This window comes from Streptomyces sp. NPDC007088, assembly GCF_042869355.1.
In the GTDB taxonomy this organism is placed as follows: domain Bacteria; phylum Actinomycetota; class Actinomycetes; order Streptomycetales; family Streptomycetaceae; genus Streptomyces.
On record NZ_JBIAFO010000005.1, the window covers coordinates 94,646 to 109,172 of the forward strand.

A 14,527-nucleotide genomic window follows, 5' to 3' on the forward strand; every position below is an offset into this window, starting at 1 on the left:
CGGGGGGGGGGGGGCGGGGCCGGCGGGGGCGGGGGGGGGGGGGGGGGCGCCGCCCCCGCCCGGCCCCCCCCCCCCCACCCCTCCCCGGTGACGGTCAGTTCCTCCGCTCCGACAGGACCTTCGCGACCCGCTCGCGCAGCGCGTCGTCGGACAGGCCGCGGATGGTGAGCGTGGTCCGGCGGCGCAGTACGTCGTCGGGGGTCTGCGCCCACTCGCGGTCACGGGCGTAGACGACCTGCGCCCAGATCTCGGGCGCCTCGGGGCTGAGCCGTTCGGCCAGCTCCGGGTTCTCGTTGGCGAGCCGCGCGATGTCGAAGGCCAGCGAGCCGTAGTGCGTCGCGAGGTGGTGCGCGGTGTCCTGGGCCATGCGCGGCCCGTTCGCGTCCCCGTCCATCAGCAGCCGGTGCTCGACGGCGTGCGGGTTGGCGACACCGGGCAGCGGCAGCTTGCTCGGCAGGTCCGAGACCGGCTCGATGCCCTCGCCCAGCGGGTGGCCCGGCAGCGCGGCGAGCTTGTTCATGACGGTGCGCCCGATGTGCCGGAACGTCGTCCACTTGCCGCCCGCCACCGACAGCATCCCGCCGCTGCCCTCGGAGACCACCGTCTCCCGCTTGGCCTTGGAGGTGTCGCCGGGGCCGCCGGGCAGCACCCGCAGGCCCGCGTAGGAGTAGGTGATCAGGTCGCGCGAGAGCTGTTCGTCGCGGACCGAGAAGGCGGCCTCGTCGAGGATCTGGGTGACGTCCTTCTCGTTGACCGCGACATCGGCCGGATCGCCCTCGTACTCCTCGTCGGTGGTCCCCAGCACCAGCATGTCCTCCCAGGGCAGGGCGAAGGTGATGCGGTACTTGTCGATGGGCGTCGCGAGGGCCGCCTTCCACGGGGCGTTGCGCTTGAGGACGAGGTGCGCGCCCTTGGACAGCCGGATGGAGGGCGCCGCGTGCGGGTTCTCCATCCGCCGCAGGTGGTCCACCCACGGGCCGGTCGCGTTCAGCACCAGGCGCGCGTTCACGCCGAACTCGGTGCCGTCGAGGCCGTCGCGCAGTTCGGCCCCGGTCACCCGGGTGCCGGTGAAGCGCAGCCCGGTGACCTTCGCGTGGTTGAGGACGACGGCGCCCGACTCGACGGCCGCGCGCACCGTCATGATCGCCATCCGTGAGTCGTTCATCTGGTCGTCGCCGTAGACCGCGACGGCCTTCAGGTTCTCGGTGCGCAGCTCCGGCACGTCCTGCACCGCCTTGGCGGGGCTCAGCAGGTGGCCGACGCCGTCCCCGAACGCGGAGAGCGCCGAGTACGCGAAGACACCGGCCCCCAGCTTGGCCGCGCCGTGCGGCCCGCCCTTGTACACCGGGAGATAGAAGGTGAGCGGGTTCGCGAGGTGCGGGGCGACCTGGCGGGAGACGGCGCGCCGCTCGAAGTGGTTCTCCGCGACGAGCTTGACCGCGCCGGTCTGCAGGTAGCGCAGTCCTCCGTGCAGCAGCTTGGAGGAGGCCGAGGAGGTGGCGCCGGCGAAGTCGCCGGCGTCCACCAGGGCCACCCGCAGCCCGGTCTGCGCGGCGTGCCAGGCGGTGGAGATGCCCAGGATGCCGCCGCCGATCACCAGGAGGTCGTACGTCGCCCTGTTGAGCTGTTCCCGGGTTTCGGCGCGGCTCGGGTCCGAGCCGACGGCCGGATGGGTCCCGAGACTCGGGACGTGCTGGAGGGTGGTCATGTCGTGCTCCTCGTCAACTGTTGAGGCCGGTGGCTCAGCTCTCGTCCAGCCAGCCCATGGTGCGCTGAACGGCCTTCAGCCAGTTCTTGTACTCACGGTCACGGACCTCGTCGTCCATGTGCGGCGTCCACTCGGCGGCGCGGCGCCAGTTGGCGCGCAGCGCCTCGGTGTCGGGCCAGAAGCCGACCGCGAGGCCCGCGGCGTACGCGGCCCCCAGACAGGTCGTCTCGGCGACCATCGGCCGCACCACGGGTGCGTCGAGGACGTCCGCGAGGGTCTGCATGAGCAGGTTGTTCGAGGTCATGCCGCCGTCCACCTTGAGGGCGGTCAGCTCGACCCCGGAGTCCTTGGTCATGGCGTCCGCGATCTCCCGGGTCTGCCACGCGGTGGCCTCCAGGACGGCGCGGGCGATGTGCGCCTTGGTGACGTACCGGGTGAGCCCGGTGATGACACCGCGCGCGTCGGGCCGCCAGTAGGGCGCGAACAGGCCGGAGAAGGCCGGGACGAAGTAGGCGCCCCCGTTGTCGTCGACAGAGGAGGCCAGCGTCTCGATCTCGGCGGCCGAGTTGATGATCCCCATCTGGTCGCGCATCCACTGCACGAGGGAACCGGTCACGGCGATCGAGCCCTCCAGCGCGAACACCGGGGGCTTGTCGCCGATGCGGTAGCCGACCGTGGTCAGCAGACCGCTGTAGGAGTTGATCGCCTTCTCGCCGGTGTTGATCAGCATGAAGGTGCCCGTGCCGTACGTGGACTTGGCCTCACCCTCGGCGAAGCAGGTCTGCCCGAACAGCGCGGCCTGCTGGTCACCCAGCGCCGAGGCCACCGGGACCCCGCCGAGCAGGTCGCCGAGCGGGCCGCCGCTCACCTCGCCGTACACCTCGGCGGAGGAACGGATCTCCGGCAGCATGTTCGTCGGCACGCCGATGGAGGCGCAGATCTTCTCGTTCCACGTCAGCTCGCGCAGGTTCATCAGCAGGGTCCGGGACGCGTTGGTCACGTCGGTGACGTGCACGCCGCCCCGCGCCCCGCCGGTCAGGTTCCAGATGACCCACGAGTCCATCGTGCCGAACAGCAGCTCGCCGCGGTCGGCACGCTCCTGGAGACCGTCGACGTTGTCGAGCAGCCAGCGGACCTTGGGGCCGGCGAAGTACGAGGACAGCGGCAGCCCCGTCTCGCGGCGGAAGCGGTCCTGGCCGACGTTGCGACCCAGCTCCTTGCAGAGCGCGTCGGTCCGGGTGTCCTGCCAGACGATGGCGTGGTGCACGGGCTCGCCGGTCGCCTTGTCCCACACCAGCGTCGTCTCGCGCTGGTTGGTGATGCCGATCGCCTTGACGTCGTCCTTCGTGATGCCGGCCTTGCGGATGGCGCCGGCCACCACCTCCTGGACGTTGGTCCAGATCTCGGCGGCGTCGTGCTCGACCCAGCCGGGCTTCGGGAAGAACTGCTCGTGCTCCTTCTGGTCGACCGCGACGATGCGACCGTCGCGGTCGAAGACGATGCAGCGGCTGGAGGTCGTGCCCTGGTCGATCGCGGCGATGAAGGGTCCGCTGCCGTGGCTGCTGGTCGTGTTGCTCACTGTGCGCTCCTGAAAAAGTCGTGACGGCCGGGTCCCGTCGGCCCGGTCCCGGGAGGCTGCCGCCGGTGGGGCGGCCGCCCGCTCAGGCGAAGCAGAGCCGGTACAGGCCGCCGGCGGCGGCCGCGCCGATCAGCGGGCCGACGATCGGCACCCAGGCGTAGGCCCAGTCGGAGCCGCCCTTGTTCTTCAGCGGCAGCACCGCGTGGATGATGCGGGGACCGAGGTCACGTACCGGGTTGATCGCGTAGCCCGTGGGCCCGCCGAGCGACAGGCCGATGCCGACCACGACGAGGGCCGTGATGAGCACGCCCAGCGTGCCCAGGCCGTTGCCGTCGTCGTTGAGGCCCTGCGTGAGGATCGCGATGACCAGGACGAAGGTGGCGATGATCTCCGTCATGACGTTCTGGACCATGTTCCGGATCTCCGGGCCGGTCGAGAACACGCCGAGCACGGGACCGGCCTTCGGGGCCTCGTCCACGTCGACCAGCCCCTCGTCGCCGAGGTCCTTGCCGGGGTGGGGCGGGCCGACGATCTCCGGGTCGGACAGGTGGTCCTTGAACTGCCCGTAATAGGTGAGCCACACGAGGACCGCACCGATCATCGCGCCCAGTAGCTGCGAGCCCATGTAGAGCGGTACGTCGCTCCACTTGGTGCCGCCCTGGATGGCGAGACCGAGGGTCACGGCGGGGTTGAGGTGCGCGCCCGAGGGCCCGGACGCCAGATAGGCGCCGGTGAGGACCGCGAAGCCCCAGCCGAACGAGATGGCGACCCAGCCGGCCTCGAAGGCCTTGGAACGCTTGAAAGTGATGGCGGCGCACACACCGCCACCGAGGAGGATCAGTACGGCGGTACCTATGGTCTCGCCGAAGAAAATATCGGAGCTGGACACCGCGACTCCTTTGTCCTTCGTCCAGGGGATGACGAACCACCCTTGCCCCCCGGCGGCTCGCAGCCTCCAATGAGAGGGGGCGACTTGCCGGCCCGTGGCACTGTCGCCACCCTAACGCTGATTTTCGTTAAGCGTTCGACAATGTCGACCGTTGACCGGAAGTTTTCTCCTCCTGGCAGTGCCCGTCAAGCCTTTGGCGGAGCGGATCACGGACGCCGCGACCCCCTCAGTGTGTTTCCCCGCACAACACCCCGCGACCCGGGCGCCGCCGACCGTACGAAGCCGCAGGTCGAAACGGTTCCCCCGGAACCAGTGCGCACGCCTGGCGGTCCGCGGCCGGGCACGAATCCGCGCGCTCGCGCGGTCGCGCGCACGCGCGAAAAGCGGGCACAGGACCGCGTGCGCGCGAGAAGAGGGCGCGGCCGCGTCCACGCCCTCTTCCCGCCGGCGCCCGCGGTGCCGGGCGCCCCGCACCGCTAGAACCGGCTGGCCCCCAGGTCGCGCGAGACCGCCCGCGCGCAGTCCCGGACGGCGGCGACCAGCTCGGGGCGCAGCTCACCGGACGGGCACAGCCGCTCCACCGCGCCGGTCACGGCTATCGCCCCCACCGGCAGCCCCCTGCGGTCGTGGATCGGGGCGGCCACCGAGGTCACGCCCTCCCATGTCTCCTCCAGGTCGGCGGCCCAGCCGCGCGCCCGCACCAGATCGAGCACCTCCTCGAACGCGGCCGCCCCGACCACGGTGCGCGGGGTGAACTGCTTGCGCTCGCCCTCCAGCGCCTCGCTGTGCGCCACCGGGTCGTACGCGCACAGCACCTTGCCCAGGCCCGTCGAGTGCAGCGGCTGCATCGCCCCCACCTCCAGCACCTGACGGCTGTCGTCGGGCCGGAAGACGTGGTGGACGATCAGCACTCCGCGCTGGTGCAGCACGCCCAGATGCACGCTCTCCCCGCTGGACCGGGCCAGGTCGTCGGTCCACACCAGGGCCCGCGCCCGCAGCTCGTGCACGTCCAGGTAGCTGTTGCCCAGCCGCAGCAGCTCCGCGCCGAGCTGGTAGCGGCCGGAGGCGGGGTCCTGCTCGACGAAGCCCTCGGACTGGAGGGTGCGCAGGATGCCGTGCGCGGTGCCCTTGGCCAGCCCGAGCGTCGCCGCGATGTCCGACAGCCCCAGCCGCCGTTCCCCGCCCGCCAGGAGCCGCAGCATGGCCGCGGCCCGTTCCAGCGACTGGATGTTCTTCGCCATCGCCCGGCCTTTCTTCGTGTGAGTGAGCCGTGCCGCCCTCGGCCCGCCCGCGCCCATGATCCCGCACGGACTGTTCCCCGGGGCCGGCCGCCGAACCGGAGTCAGGCCCTTCACCTGTTCGGCAATGCTGAACAGTATTGGTCAATGCCGAAGGACATGTCACCCCGCCGCGAGCATTCGGGCCGAAAGCCGCGCCCGGGTGGCTCAGCCCCACCCGGCCGGCCCGAGGGCAAAAATACGGGGCCGCCGCGCCCGGCCTCACCCTCGCCGCGACCGGGCGCCCGCCCCGGCGGCGACCGGACGCCCGCCCCCGCGCCGCCTCATTCCAGGAGGGCGCGCGGACGCCACGCGAGCGGTCGCGGGCGTCCGCACGCTGGGACGCTACGGCGTCGCGGCACGCCTCCCGGTTACGCTGGCCCGGTGCGCCGCCCGGACGGGCGGCGCAAAGCCGACAGCCGTCGCACTCCAGGGAGCAGATCCATGGCCTCGTCGCCTACCCCTTCCGCTGACAGCCGCACCCGAATCGCCGCCCTGCGCGAGGCCCTCGCCTCCCGGGTGGTGGTGGCCGACGGGGCGATGGGCACGATGCTCCAGGCCCAGGACCCCACCCTGGAGGACTTCCAGGATCTTGAGGGCTGCAACGAGATCCTGAACGTCACCCGGCCCGACATCGTGCGCTCCGTGCACGAGGAGTACTTCTCAGTCGGCGTGGACTGCGTGGAGACCAACACCTTCGGGGCCAACCACTCGGCCCTGGGCGAGTACGACATCCCCGAGCGCATCCACGAACTGTCCGAGGCCGGAGCACGTATCGCCCGCGAGGTCGCCGACGAGTTCGGCGCCGCCGACGGCCGCCAGCGCTGGGTGCTCGGCTCGATGGGCCCCGGGACCAAGCTCCCCACCCTCGGCCACCTCCCCTACGCCCCGCTGCGCGACGGCTTCCAGCGCAACGCCGAGGGCCTGATCTCCGGCGGCGCCGACGCGCTGATCGTCGAGACCACCCAGGACCTGCTGCAGACCAAGGCCGCCCTGCTCGGCGCCCACCGCGCGATGGAGGCCCTGGGCGCCGAGGTGCCCCTGATCTGCTCCCTCGCCTTCGAGACCACCGGCACCATGCTGCTCGGTTCCGAGATCGGCGCCGCGCTCACCGCCCTCGAACCCCTCGGCATCGACCTCATCGGCCTCAACTGCTCGACCGGGCCCGCCGAGATGAACGAGCACCTGCGCTACCTCGCCCGGCACTCCCGCGTCCCGCTGATGTGCATGCCCAACGCCGGTCTGCCCGTCCTGACGAAGGACGGCGCCCACTTTCCGCTCACCGCGCCCGAGATGGCCGACGCGCAGGAGAACTTCGTCCGCGACTACGGGCTGTCCCTGGTCGGCGGCTGCTGCGGCTCCACCCCCGAGCACCTGCGCCAGGTCGTCGAGCGCGTGCGCGACATGACCCCGCCCGAGCGCACCCCGCACCCCGAGCCCGGCGCCTCCTCCCTGTACCAGACCGTCCCCTTCCGTCAGGACACCGCGTACCTGGCGATCGGCGAGCGCACCAACGCCAACGGCTCGAAGAAGTTCCGCGAGGCCATGCTGGAGGGGCGCTGGGACGACTGTGTCGAGATGGCCCGCGAGCAGATCCGCGAGGGCGCCCACATGCTCGACCTGTGCGTCGACTACGTGGGACGCGACGGGGTCGCCGACATGAGGGAACTGGCCGGGCGTTTCGCCACGGCCTCGACCCTGCCGATCGTCCTGGACTCCACCGAGCTGCCCGTCCTGGAGGCCGGCCTTGAGCACCTGGGCGGCCGCGCGGTCATCAACTCGGTCAACTACGAGGACGGCGACGGCCCCGAGTCCCGCTTCACCAAGGTCACCCGGCTGGCCGCCGAGCACGGCGCCGCGCTCATCGCGCTCACCATCGACGAGGAGGGCCAGGCCCGCACCGTCGAGCACAAGGTCGCCGTCGCCGAGCGCCTGATCGCCGACCTCACCGGCACCTGGGGCATCCACGAGAGCGACATCCTCATCGACTGCCTGACCTTCACCATCTGCACGGGCCAGGAGGAGTCCCGCAAGGACGGCATCGCCACGATCGAGGCGATCAGGGAACTCAAGCGCCGCCACCCGGACGTGCAGACCACCCTGGGCCTGTCCAACATCTCCTTCGGTCTCAACCCGGCCGCCCGCGTCGTCCTCAACTCGGTGTTCCTGGACGAGTGCGTCAAGGCCGGTCTGGACTCGGCGATCGTGCACGCCAGCAAGATCCTGCCGATCGCCCGCCTGGAGGAGGAACAGGTCACCACCGCCCTCGACCTCATCCACGACCGCCGCTCCGAGGGCTACGACCCGCTCCAGAAGCTCATGGAGCTGTTCGAGGGCGCCACCACCAAGTCCCTCAAGGCGGGCAAGGCCGAGGAGCTGGCCGCCCTCCCGCTGAACGAGCGGCTGGAGCGCCGCATCGTCGACGGTGAGAAGAACGGCCTGGAGGCCGACCTCGACGCCGCGCTCCGGGAGCGCTCCGCCCTGGAGATCGTCAACGAGACCCTCCTGGAGGGCATGAAGGTCGTCGGTGAGCTGTTCGGCTCCGGGCAGATGCAGCTGCCCTTCGTCCTCCAGTCCGCCGAGGTCATGAAGACCGCGGTCGCCTACCTGGAGCCGCACATGGAGAAGTCGGACGCCGAGGGCAAGGGCACCATCGTGCTCGCCACGGTGCGCGGCGACGTCCACGACATCGGCAAGAACCTCGTCGACATCATCCTGTCGAACAACGGCTACAACGTCGTCAACCTCGGCATCAAGCAGCCCGTCTCCGCGATCCTGGACGCCGCCAAGGAACACCGGGCCGACGTCATCGGCATGTCCGGACTCCTCGTCAAGTCCACCGTGATCATGAAGGAGAACCTGGAGGAGCTCAACCAGCGCAAGATGGCCGCCGACTACCCCGTCATCCTCGGGGGCGCGGCCCTCACCCGCGCCTACGTCGAGCAGGACCTCCACGAGATCTACGAGGGCGAGGTGCGCTACGCCCGTGACGCCTTCGAGGGGCTGCGCCTCATGGACGCCCTCATCGGCGTCAAGCGCGGAGTCCCCGGGGCCGCGCTGCCCGAACTCAAGCAGCGCCGGGTGCGGCCCGCCGCGGGCGTCCTCGCCGAACCGGTCGAGGAGGACCTGCCGGCCCGCTCCGACGTCGCCGTCGACAACCCCGTACCCACCCCGCCGTTCTGGGGCACCCGCGTCATCAAGGGCATCCAGCAGAAGGAGTACGCCTCCTGGCTGGACGAGGGCGCCCTGTTCAAGGGCCAGTGGGGCCTCAAGCAGGCGCGCACCGGCGAAGGACCCGACTACGAGGCGCTGGTGGAGAGCGAGGGCCGCCCCAGGCTGCGCGGCTGGCTCGACCGGCTCCAGCGCGACAACCTCCTGGAAGCCGCCGTCGTCTACGGCTACTTCCCCTGCGTCTCCAAGGGCGACGACCTCATCATCCTCGGCGAGGACGGCTCCGAACGCACCCGCTTCACCTTCCCGCGCCAGCGCCGCGGGCGGCGCCTGTGCCTGGCCGACTACTTCCGCCCCGAGGAGTCCGGGGAGACCGACGTCGTCGGCCTCCAGGTCGTCACCGTCGGCTCCCGCATCGGCGGGGCGACCGCTGAGCTCTTCGAGGCCGACGCCTACCGCGACTACCTCGAACTGCACGGACTGTCCGTCCAGCTCGCCGAGGCCCTCGCCGAGTACTGGCACGCCCGGGTCCGCTTGGAACTCGGCTTCGCGGGGGAGGACCCCGCCGACGTCGAGGACATGTTCGCCCTCAAGTACCGCGGAGCCCGTTTCTCCCTGGGCTACGGCGCCTGCCCCAACCTTGAGGACCGCGCCAAGATCGCGGACCTGCTGCGTCCCGAGCGCATCGGCGTCGAGCTGTCCGAGGAGTTCCAGCTCCACCCCGAGCAGTCCACCGACGCCATCGTCATCCACCACCCCGAGGCGAAGTACTTCAACGCGCGGTAGCAAGCGGCAGGAACGCGAAGGCGGCGGACGCGCGGCGGTCCGGTCGTTCCCCGACCGGGCCGCCGCGCGTCCCAGGCCCCGCGTCCGAGGCCCGCGGGCCCCCGCCGCGCGTCGAGATCCCCCGGCGCGCGGCGTGCCCGCGCGGGCACACAGCGCCACCGTTTCTGTCCTCTTGGGCAGGCATCGCACCATTTCCCGACGTACACTGATCGGCCCTGACCGCCGATACCGGAGGTACGCCGGATGACCAGCACCGTTCCCCCGCCCGGCACCCTCACGCGCGAATCCGCCCCCGGCCTGCAGGCCGTCCTGCTGGACATGGACGGCACCCTGCTCGACACCGAGGGCTTCTGGTGGGAGGCCGAGGTGCGGGTCTTCGAGCGGCTCGGGCACCGCCTCGACGAGGCGTGGCGCGACATCGTGGTCGGCGGGCCGATGAGCCGCAGCGCCGGTTACCTCATCCGGGCCACCGGGGCGGCGATCGAGATGGCCGAGCTGAGCGTCCTGCTCAACGACGCCTTCGAGGAGCGGATCGCCGACCGGCTGCCGCTCATGCCCGGGGCCGCCCGGCTGCTCGCCGAGCTGCACGCCCAGGCGGTCCCCACGGCCCTCGTGTCGGCCTCCCACCGGCGCATCATCGACCGCGCGCTGACCTCGCTCGGTGCTCACCACTTCGCCCACACGATCGCCGGGGACGAGGTCGAGCGCACCAAGCCGCACCCCGACCCCTACCTGCTCGCGGCGGCCCGGCTCGGCGTGGACCCCGCACGCTGCGCGGTCATCGAGGACACCGCGACCGGGGTGGCCTCCGCGGAGGCGGCCGGCTGCCTGGTCGTCGCGGTGCCCTCGGTCGCGCCCATCGAGGTGGCCCCGCGCCGCACCGTCGTCCCCACCCTCGAACAGGTCGACCTGCGCTTCCTGCGGGGACTCCTGACGGCCTGACAGCCCTTGACCGGCCCCTGGCCGACCCTCGACCACCCCGTGCCGCGGCCCTTGCGCCGCGGCTTCGGTGTGACGGCCGGGTCCCGAGTCCGCACTCCGGGACGGGGTACCGGAATGCGGACGCATACGCTCCGTGCGCCGTGATCCTTCCGGAGTGCGGCAGGCAGAGGCCGAAAGGCTTCGTGCATTGCCCTGATTCGACCGCTATGAGGTGAGCTTTATCACCCCGGCTCCGACTCGACAGCCGATACGCTCTGTGCCTCTGTCCGATAATCGGCGCGCAACCCGGCACCCTTGTATCCCGATTTGCTGATCCATTGACCGAAAACGCACCGCCCCCGCGAACCGATCCGCTCACGTTCCGTGTCTCTGCGTGATGTTCCCTCAGCCCCGGCGCCCCAGGGCACCCGGTGGGACAAGGTGCGCGGCCCATTAATCTCAACGCGGGAAACTTTGGCGTTACTTCTCGCACAACCGGGCCGGCCCACCCTCCGCCTGCCGGGTGGCCGGGATCGACAGCTCTGGAGAACTACGAGCATGAACCGCAAGACCTGGGTACTGCCGGTGACCGTCGGCATACTCGCTCCCGTGCTCGCCGGTTGCGGCGGCTCCGACAGCGGTGACGGCGGCGGGAAGCCGATCGTCGTCGGGACGACCGACACCTACGAGAAGAACGCCGACGCTCCGGCCCCTCTCGACCCGGCCTACGCCTACGACGCCTCACTGTGGAACGTCCTGCGCCAGACCGTGCAGTCCCTCGTGCGCGTCCCCAAGGGGGGCGGCGAACCCGAGCCGGACGCGGCCAAGAGCTGCAAGTTCGAAGGCACCGGCGGACTCGTCTACACCTGCCAGATGCGCGACGGACTCCAGTTCCCCGACGGCACCGCGATCACCTCGAAGGACGTCGAGTACTCGATCCAGCGCTCCCTCGACATCGAGAGCGACAGCGGGGTGGTCGGTCTGCTCGCCGGGATCAAGTCGATGGAGACGCCCAACGACAAGACGATCACCTTCCGCCTCAGCAGCGCCGACGCGACCCTGCCGTACAAGCTGGCCACGCCCGCCGCCGGCATCGTCGAACGCAAGCTCTACGCCCCGAAGAAGCTGCGCAACGGCTTCGTGCTGGACGGCTCCGGCCCCTACACCATGAAGGCCGAGGCCAAGGGCGACGCGATGACCAAGGTCGTCTTCACGCACAACCCGAAGTACAAGGGCAGCCTCACCGTCAAGAACGACAAGGTCGAGCTCAAGCCCTACGCCTCCGCGCAGGCCATGGGCAAGGCCCTGGTGCGGGGCGACGTCGACGTCATCAACGGGAAGTTCGACCCCCAGCAGGTCCAGGAGTTCACCGACGACCCGCCCGAGCACGTGCAGTTCCTGGAGATGCAGGGCCTGGAGACGCACTACATCATCTTCGACACCGCCAACCCGGCCACGAACAAGCCGGTGCGCCAGGCCGTCTCCCAGCTCATCGACCGGGGCGAGATAGCCAGCAAGGTGTACGCCCCCACCGCCGAGCCGCTGTACTCCCTCGTGCCGGCCTCCATCTCCGGGCACACCAACTCCTTCTTCAACAAGTACGGCGACCCCGACGTGGCCAAGGCCAGGAACATCCTGGAGAAGGCCGGCGTCAGCACCCCGGTGAAGTTCGACATGTACTACTCCGAGGAGCACTACGGCCCCGCCAACAAGCAGGAGTTCGAGCTGATCCAGAAGCAGCTCAACAGCAGCGGGCTGTTCGACGTGACCCTCAAGGACGTCGCCTCCTGGACGAAGTACCGCGCCGACGGACAGAAGGGCAAGTACCCGGCCTACGCGATGGCCTGGGCCCCTGACTTCCCCGACGCCGACAACTACGTGGCGCCCTTCCTCGACAAGGACAACTTCCTCTCCTCGCCGTACAGCAACGGCGAGATCCGCAACACCCTGATCCCGCGCTCACGCCGCGCCTCGGACCGCGCGGACGCCACCGGCGACCTGGAGAAGATCCAGGACCTCGTCGCCGACGACGTCCCCGTCGTCCCGATGTGGCAGGGCAAGCAGTACGTCGGCGCCCGCGACGACATCACCGGCGCCGAATGGTCCCTCAGCACCTCCACCGACCTCCAGCTGTGGGAGCTGGGACGGGGCGTCAGCGGCTGACGGACGGCCCGGCCCGCCGCGCGTACGCGCCGGTGGGCCCCGCGCCCCACGGACCCACCGGATCGCGCCACTCGGTCGCGGTTTCCGGTCCGCACACCCGTACCTCGTGTGAAGAATCTCACGCGTCACAGAGTCGACAGTCGGCGGTGCCTGTGCAGGCACCGCCACTTCGGCGTTCCCGGGTACGCCCATGTGTCCCGTTTCATGAAGCGGTGCCAGAAACCTTCCCCCGGGTCCGCGACACCCCGGCGCCCCCCGGTCTCCCTCCGTGATGAGCAGCCGACTCCCCTTCGACCAGGGCCCCGTGACCTCGCGCACTAATCTTCGACGCGAGGACCACGGCGTGACCTCTCAACGCAGCTCCTGGCGGCCCCCTCCCCCCATGCCTGCCGGACGCTCGGGATCGACAGCTCTGGAGAACTACCAGCATGAACCGCAAGACTTGGGTGCTGCCGTCCGTCATCGGCCTGCTCGCACCCGTGCTCGCAGGCTGCGGTGGCCTCGGCAGTGGTGACAGCGACGACAAGCCGATCGTCGTCGGGACCGGTGACGTGTTCACCGTCACCAAGAAGGTGCCCGCCCCCTTCGACCCCGCCTACGCCTACGACATCGGCTCCTGGAACCTGTTGCGGCAGACCGTCCAGTCCCTCATGCGTATCCCGCGCGGCGGTGGTGAGCCCGAACCCGAGGCCGCCCAGGAGTGCTCGTTCACCGACTCCGGAATGCAGCGCTACGTGTGCAAGCTGCGCGACGGGCTCAAGTTCGCCGACGGCGACCCCATCACGTCCAAAGAGTTCAAGTACTCGATCCAACGCGTCGTCAACATCAAGGCGGACAGCGGTGTCCGGGGTCTGCTGACCAACATCGACACCATCCAGACCCCCAGCGCCCGCGAGATCGTCTTCCTCCTGAAGGCCCCGGACGCGACCTTCCCCTACAAGCTCGCCACACCCACCGCGGCGGCCGTCAACCCCAAGCTGTACCCGCCCAAGAAGCTGCGCACCGGCTTCGCGCTGGACGGTTCGGGCCCCTACACCCTCAAGGCGGAGACCAAGGGCCAGGTCCTCACCAAGGCCGTCTTCAGCCGCAACCCGAACTACAAGGGCGGGCTGAAGCTGGAGAACGACAAGGTCGAACTGCGGCCCTTCACGGACCCCGAGGAGATGGGCGACGCCCTCACCAGCGGCAGCATCGACGTGATCGCCAAGGGCCTGTCGACCAAGCAGACCGAGGACCTCCAGAGCAAGCCGCCGGAGCACGTCCAGATCACGGAGATGCCCGGCCTGGAGATCCGCTACCTCGCCTTCGACACCGACGACGCCGCCGTCACCAAGCCCGTGCGCAAGGCCGTCGCCCAGCTCGTCGACCGCGGCCAGATAGTCACCCAGGTCTACGGGACCTCCGCGGAGCCGCTGTACTCCCTCGTGCCGGCCCGCATCGCGGGGCACACCAACTCCTTCTTCAACCTCTACGGCGCTCCCAGCGTCGACAAGGCCCGCAAGATCCTCACGGACGCCGGGATCAGCACCCCGGTCAAGCTCACCCTGCACTACACGACTGACCACTACGGGCCGCGCACCAAGGGCGAGTTCGCCGTCCTGGAGAAGCAGCTCAACGACAGCGGCCTCTTCAAGGTCGACGTCAAGGGCGCCCCCTGGGACGTCTTCCGCACCGACGAGATCGCGGGCAAGTACAAGGTCTACGGGATGGGCTGGTTCCCCGACTTCCCCGACCCCGACAACTTCGTCGCGCCCTTCCTCGACGTCCCCAACTTCCCCAACTCGCCCTACGTCAACGACACCATCGTCAAGAAGCTGCTGCCCGACTCCCGCCGCGAGGCCGACCGCCTCGGCGCCAACGCCGAGAGCCTGGAGAAGATCCAGGACCTCGTCGCCCAGGACGTGCCCTACCTCCCGCTGTGGCAGGGAAAGCAGTACGTCGCCACCCGCGACGACATCACCGGCGGCGAATGGGCGCTCAGCACCTCCTCGATCCTCCAGCTCTGGGAGCTGGGCCGAGGCGTCGGCGGCTGA

General features: G+C 70.3%; 8 protein-coding genes. 4 read left to right on the forward strand and 4 right to left on the reverse strand.

Features of this window, described 5'->3' with window-relative positions; translation table 11 throughout:
- Window positions 1–94: 94 nt before the first annotated feature.
- The 4 genes from ACFYMP_RS10055 to ACFYMP_RS10070 form a co-directional block, all read right to left on the reverse strand.
- Complete coding sequence (locus ACFYMP_RS10055) at window positions 95–1,708, reverse strand: FAD-dependent oxidoreductase (RefSeq protein WP_388853538.1); 1,614 nt, start codon at window positions 1,706–1,708, stop codon at window positions 95–97.
- Window positions 1,709–1,742: 34 nt separating this feature from the next.
- Window positions 1,743–3,287, reverse strand: a complete 1,545-nt coding sequence (gene glpK / locus ACFYMP_RS10060; protein WP_388853541.1) for a glycerol kinase GlpK — start codon at window positions 3,285–3,287, stop codon at window positions 1,743–1,745.
- Between the two features lie 82 nt (window positions 3,288–3,369).
- Entirely contained in the window at window positions 3,370–4,176 is an 807-nt protein-coding gene (locus ACFYMP_RS10065; protein WP_388853544.1) for an MIP/aquaporin family protein, read from the reverse strand.
- Between the two features lie 476 nt (window positions 4,177–4,652).
- The gene (locus ACFYMP_RS10070) at window positions 4,653–5,417 is read right to left on the reverse strand and encodes an IclR family transcriptional regulator (RefSeq protein WP_388853547.1); all 765 of its coding nucleotides are present in this window, start codon (window positions 5,415–5,417) and stop codon (window positions 4,653–4,655) included.
- A gap of 480 nt (window positions 5,418–5,897) precedes the next feature.
- On the opposite strand from ACFYMP_RS10070, the gene metH reads away from it, so the two are divergent.
- The 4 genes from metH to ACFYMP_RS10090 all read left to right on the forward strand — a co-directional run bounded on the left by metH (window position 5,898) and on the right by ACFYMP_RS10090 (window position 14,527).
- Entirely contained in the window at window positions 5,898–9,410 is a 3,513-nt protein-coding gene (gene metH / locus ACFYMP_RS10075; protein WP_388853550.1) for a methionine synthase, read from the forward strand.
- A 243-nt stretch (window positions 9,411–9,653) separates the two neighbouring features.
- The gene (locus ACFYMP_RS10080; protein WP_388853553.1) at window positions 9,654–10,352 is read left to right on the forward strand and encodes an HAD family hydrolase; all 699 of its coding nucleotides are present in this window, start codon (window positions 9,654–9,656) and stop codon (window positions 10,350–10,352) included.
- 537 nt (window positions 10,353–10,889) lie between these two features.
- Window positions 10,890–12,494: an ABC transporter substrate-binding protein gene (locus ACFYMP_RS10085; RefSeq protein ID WP_388853556.1), complete on the forward strand. Its 1,605-nt coding sequence runs from the start codon at window positions 10,890–10,892 to the stop codon at window positions 12,492–12,494.
- Between the two features lie 428 nt (window positions 12,495–12,922).
- A complete protein-coding gene (locus ACFYMP_RS10090; protein ID WP_388853559.1) occupies window positions 12,923–14,527 on the forward strand; it encodes an ABC transporter substrate-binding protein in 1,605 nt (534 codons plus the stop codon).

What these genes read in the sequence shown, in the direction of transcription:
- ACFYMP_RS10080 (WP_388853553.1), top strand. Translation starts at nt 9,654, where the DNA reads ATGACCAGCACCGTTCCCCCGCCCGGCACCCTCACGCGCGAATCCGCC.
- ACFYMP_RS10090 (WP_388853559.1), top strand. Translation starts at nt 12,923, where the DNA reads ATGAACCGCAAGACTTGGGTGCTGCCGTCCGTCATCGGCCTGCTCGCA.
- ACFYMP_RS10055 (WP_388853538.1), bottom strand. Translation starts at nt 1,708, where the DNA reads ATGACCACCCTCCAGCACGTCCCGAGTCTCGGGACCCATCCGGCCGTC.
- ACFYMP_RS10070 (WP_388853547.1), bottom strand. Translation starts at nt 5,417, where the DNA reads ATGGCGAAGAACATCCAGTCGCTGGAACGGGCCGCGGCCATGCTGCGG.
- metH (WP_388853550.1), top strand. Translation starts at nt 5,898, where the DNA reads ATGGCCTCGTCGCCTACCCCTTCCGCTGACAGCCGCACCCGAATCGCC.
- ACFYMP_RS10085 (WP_388853556.1), top strand. Translation starts at nt 10,890, where the DNA reads ATGAACCGCAAGACCTGGGTACTGCCGGTGACCGTCGGCATACTCGCT.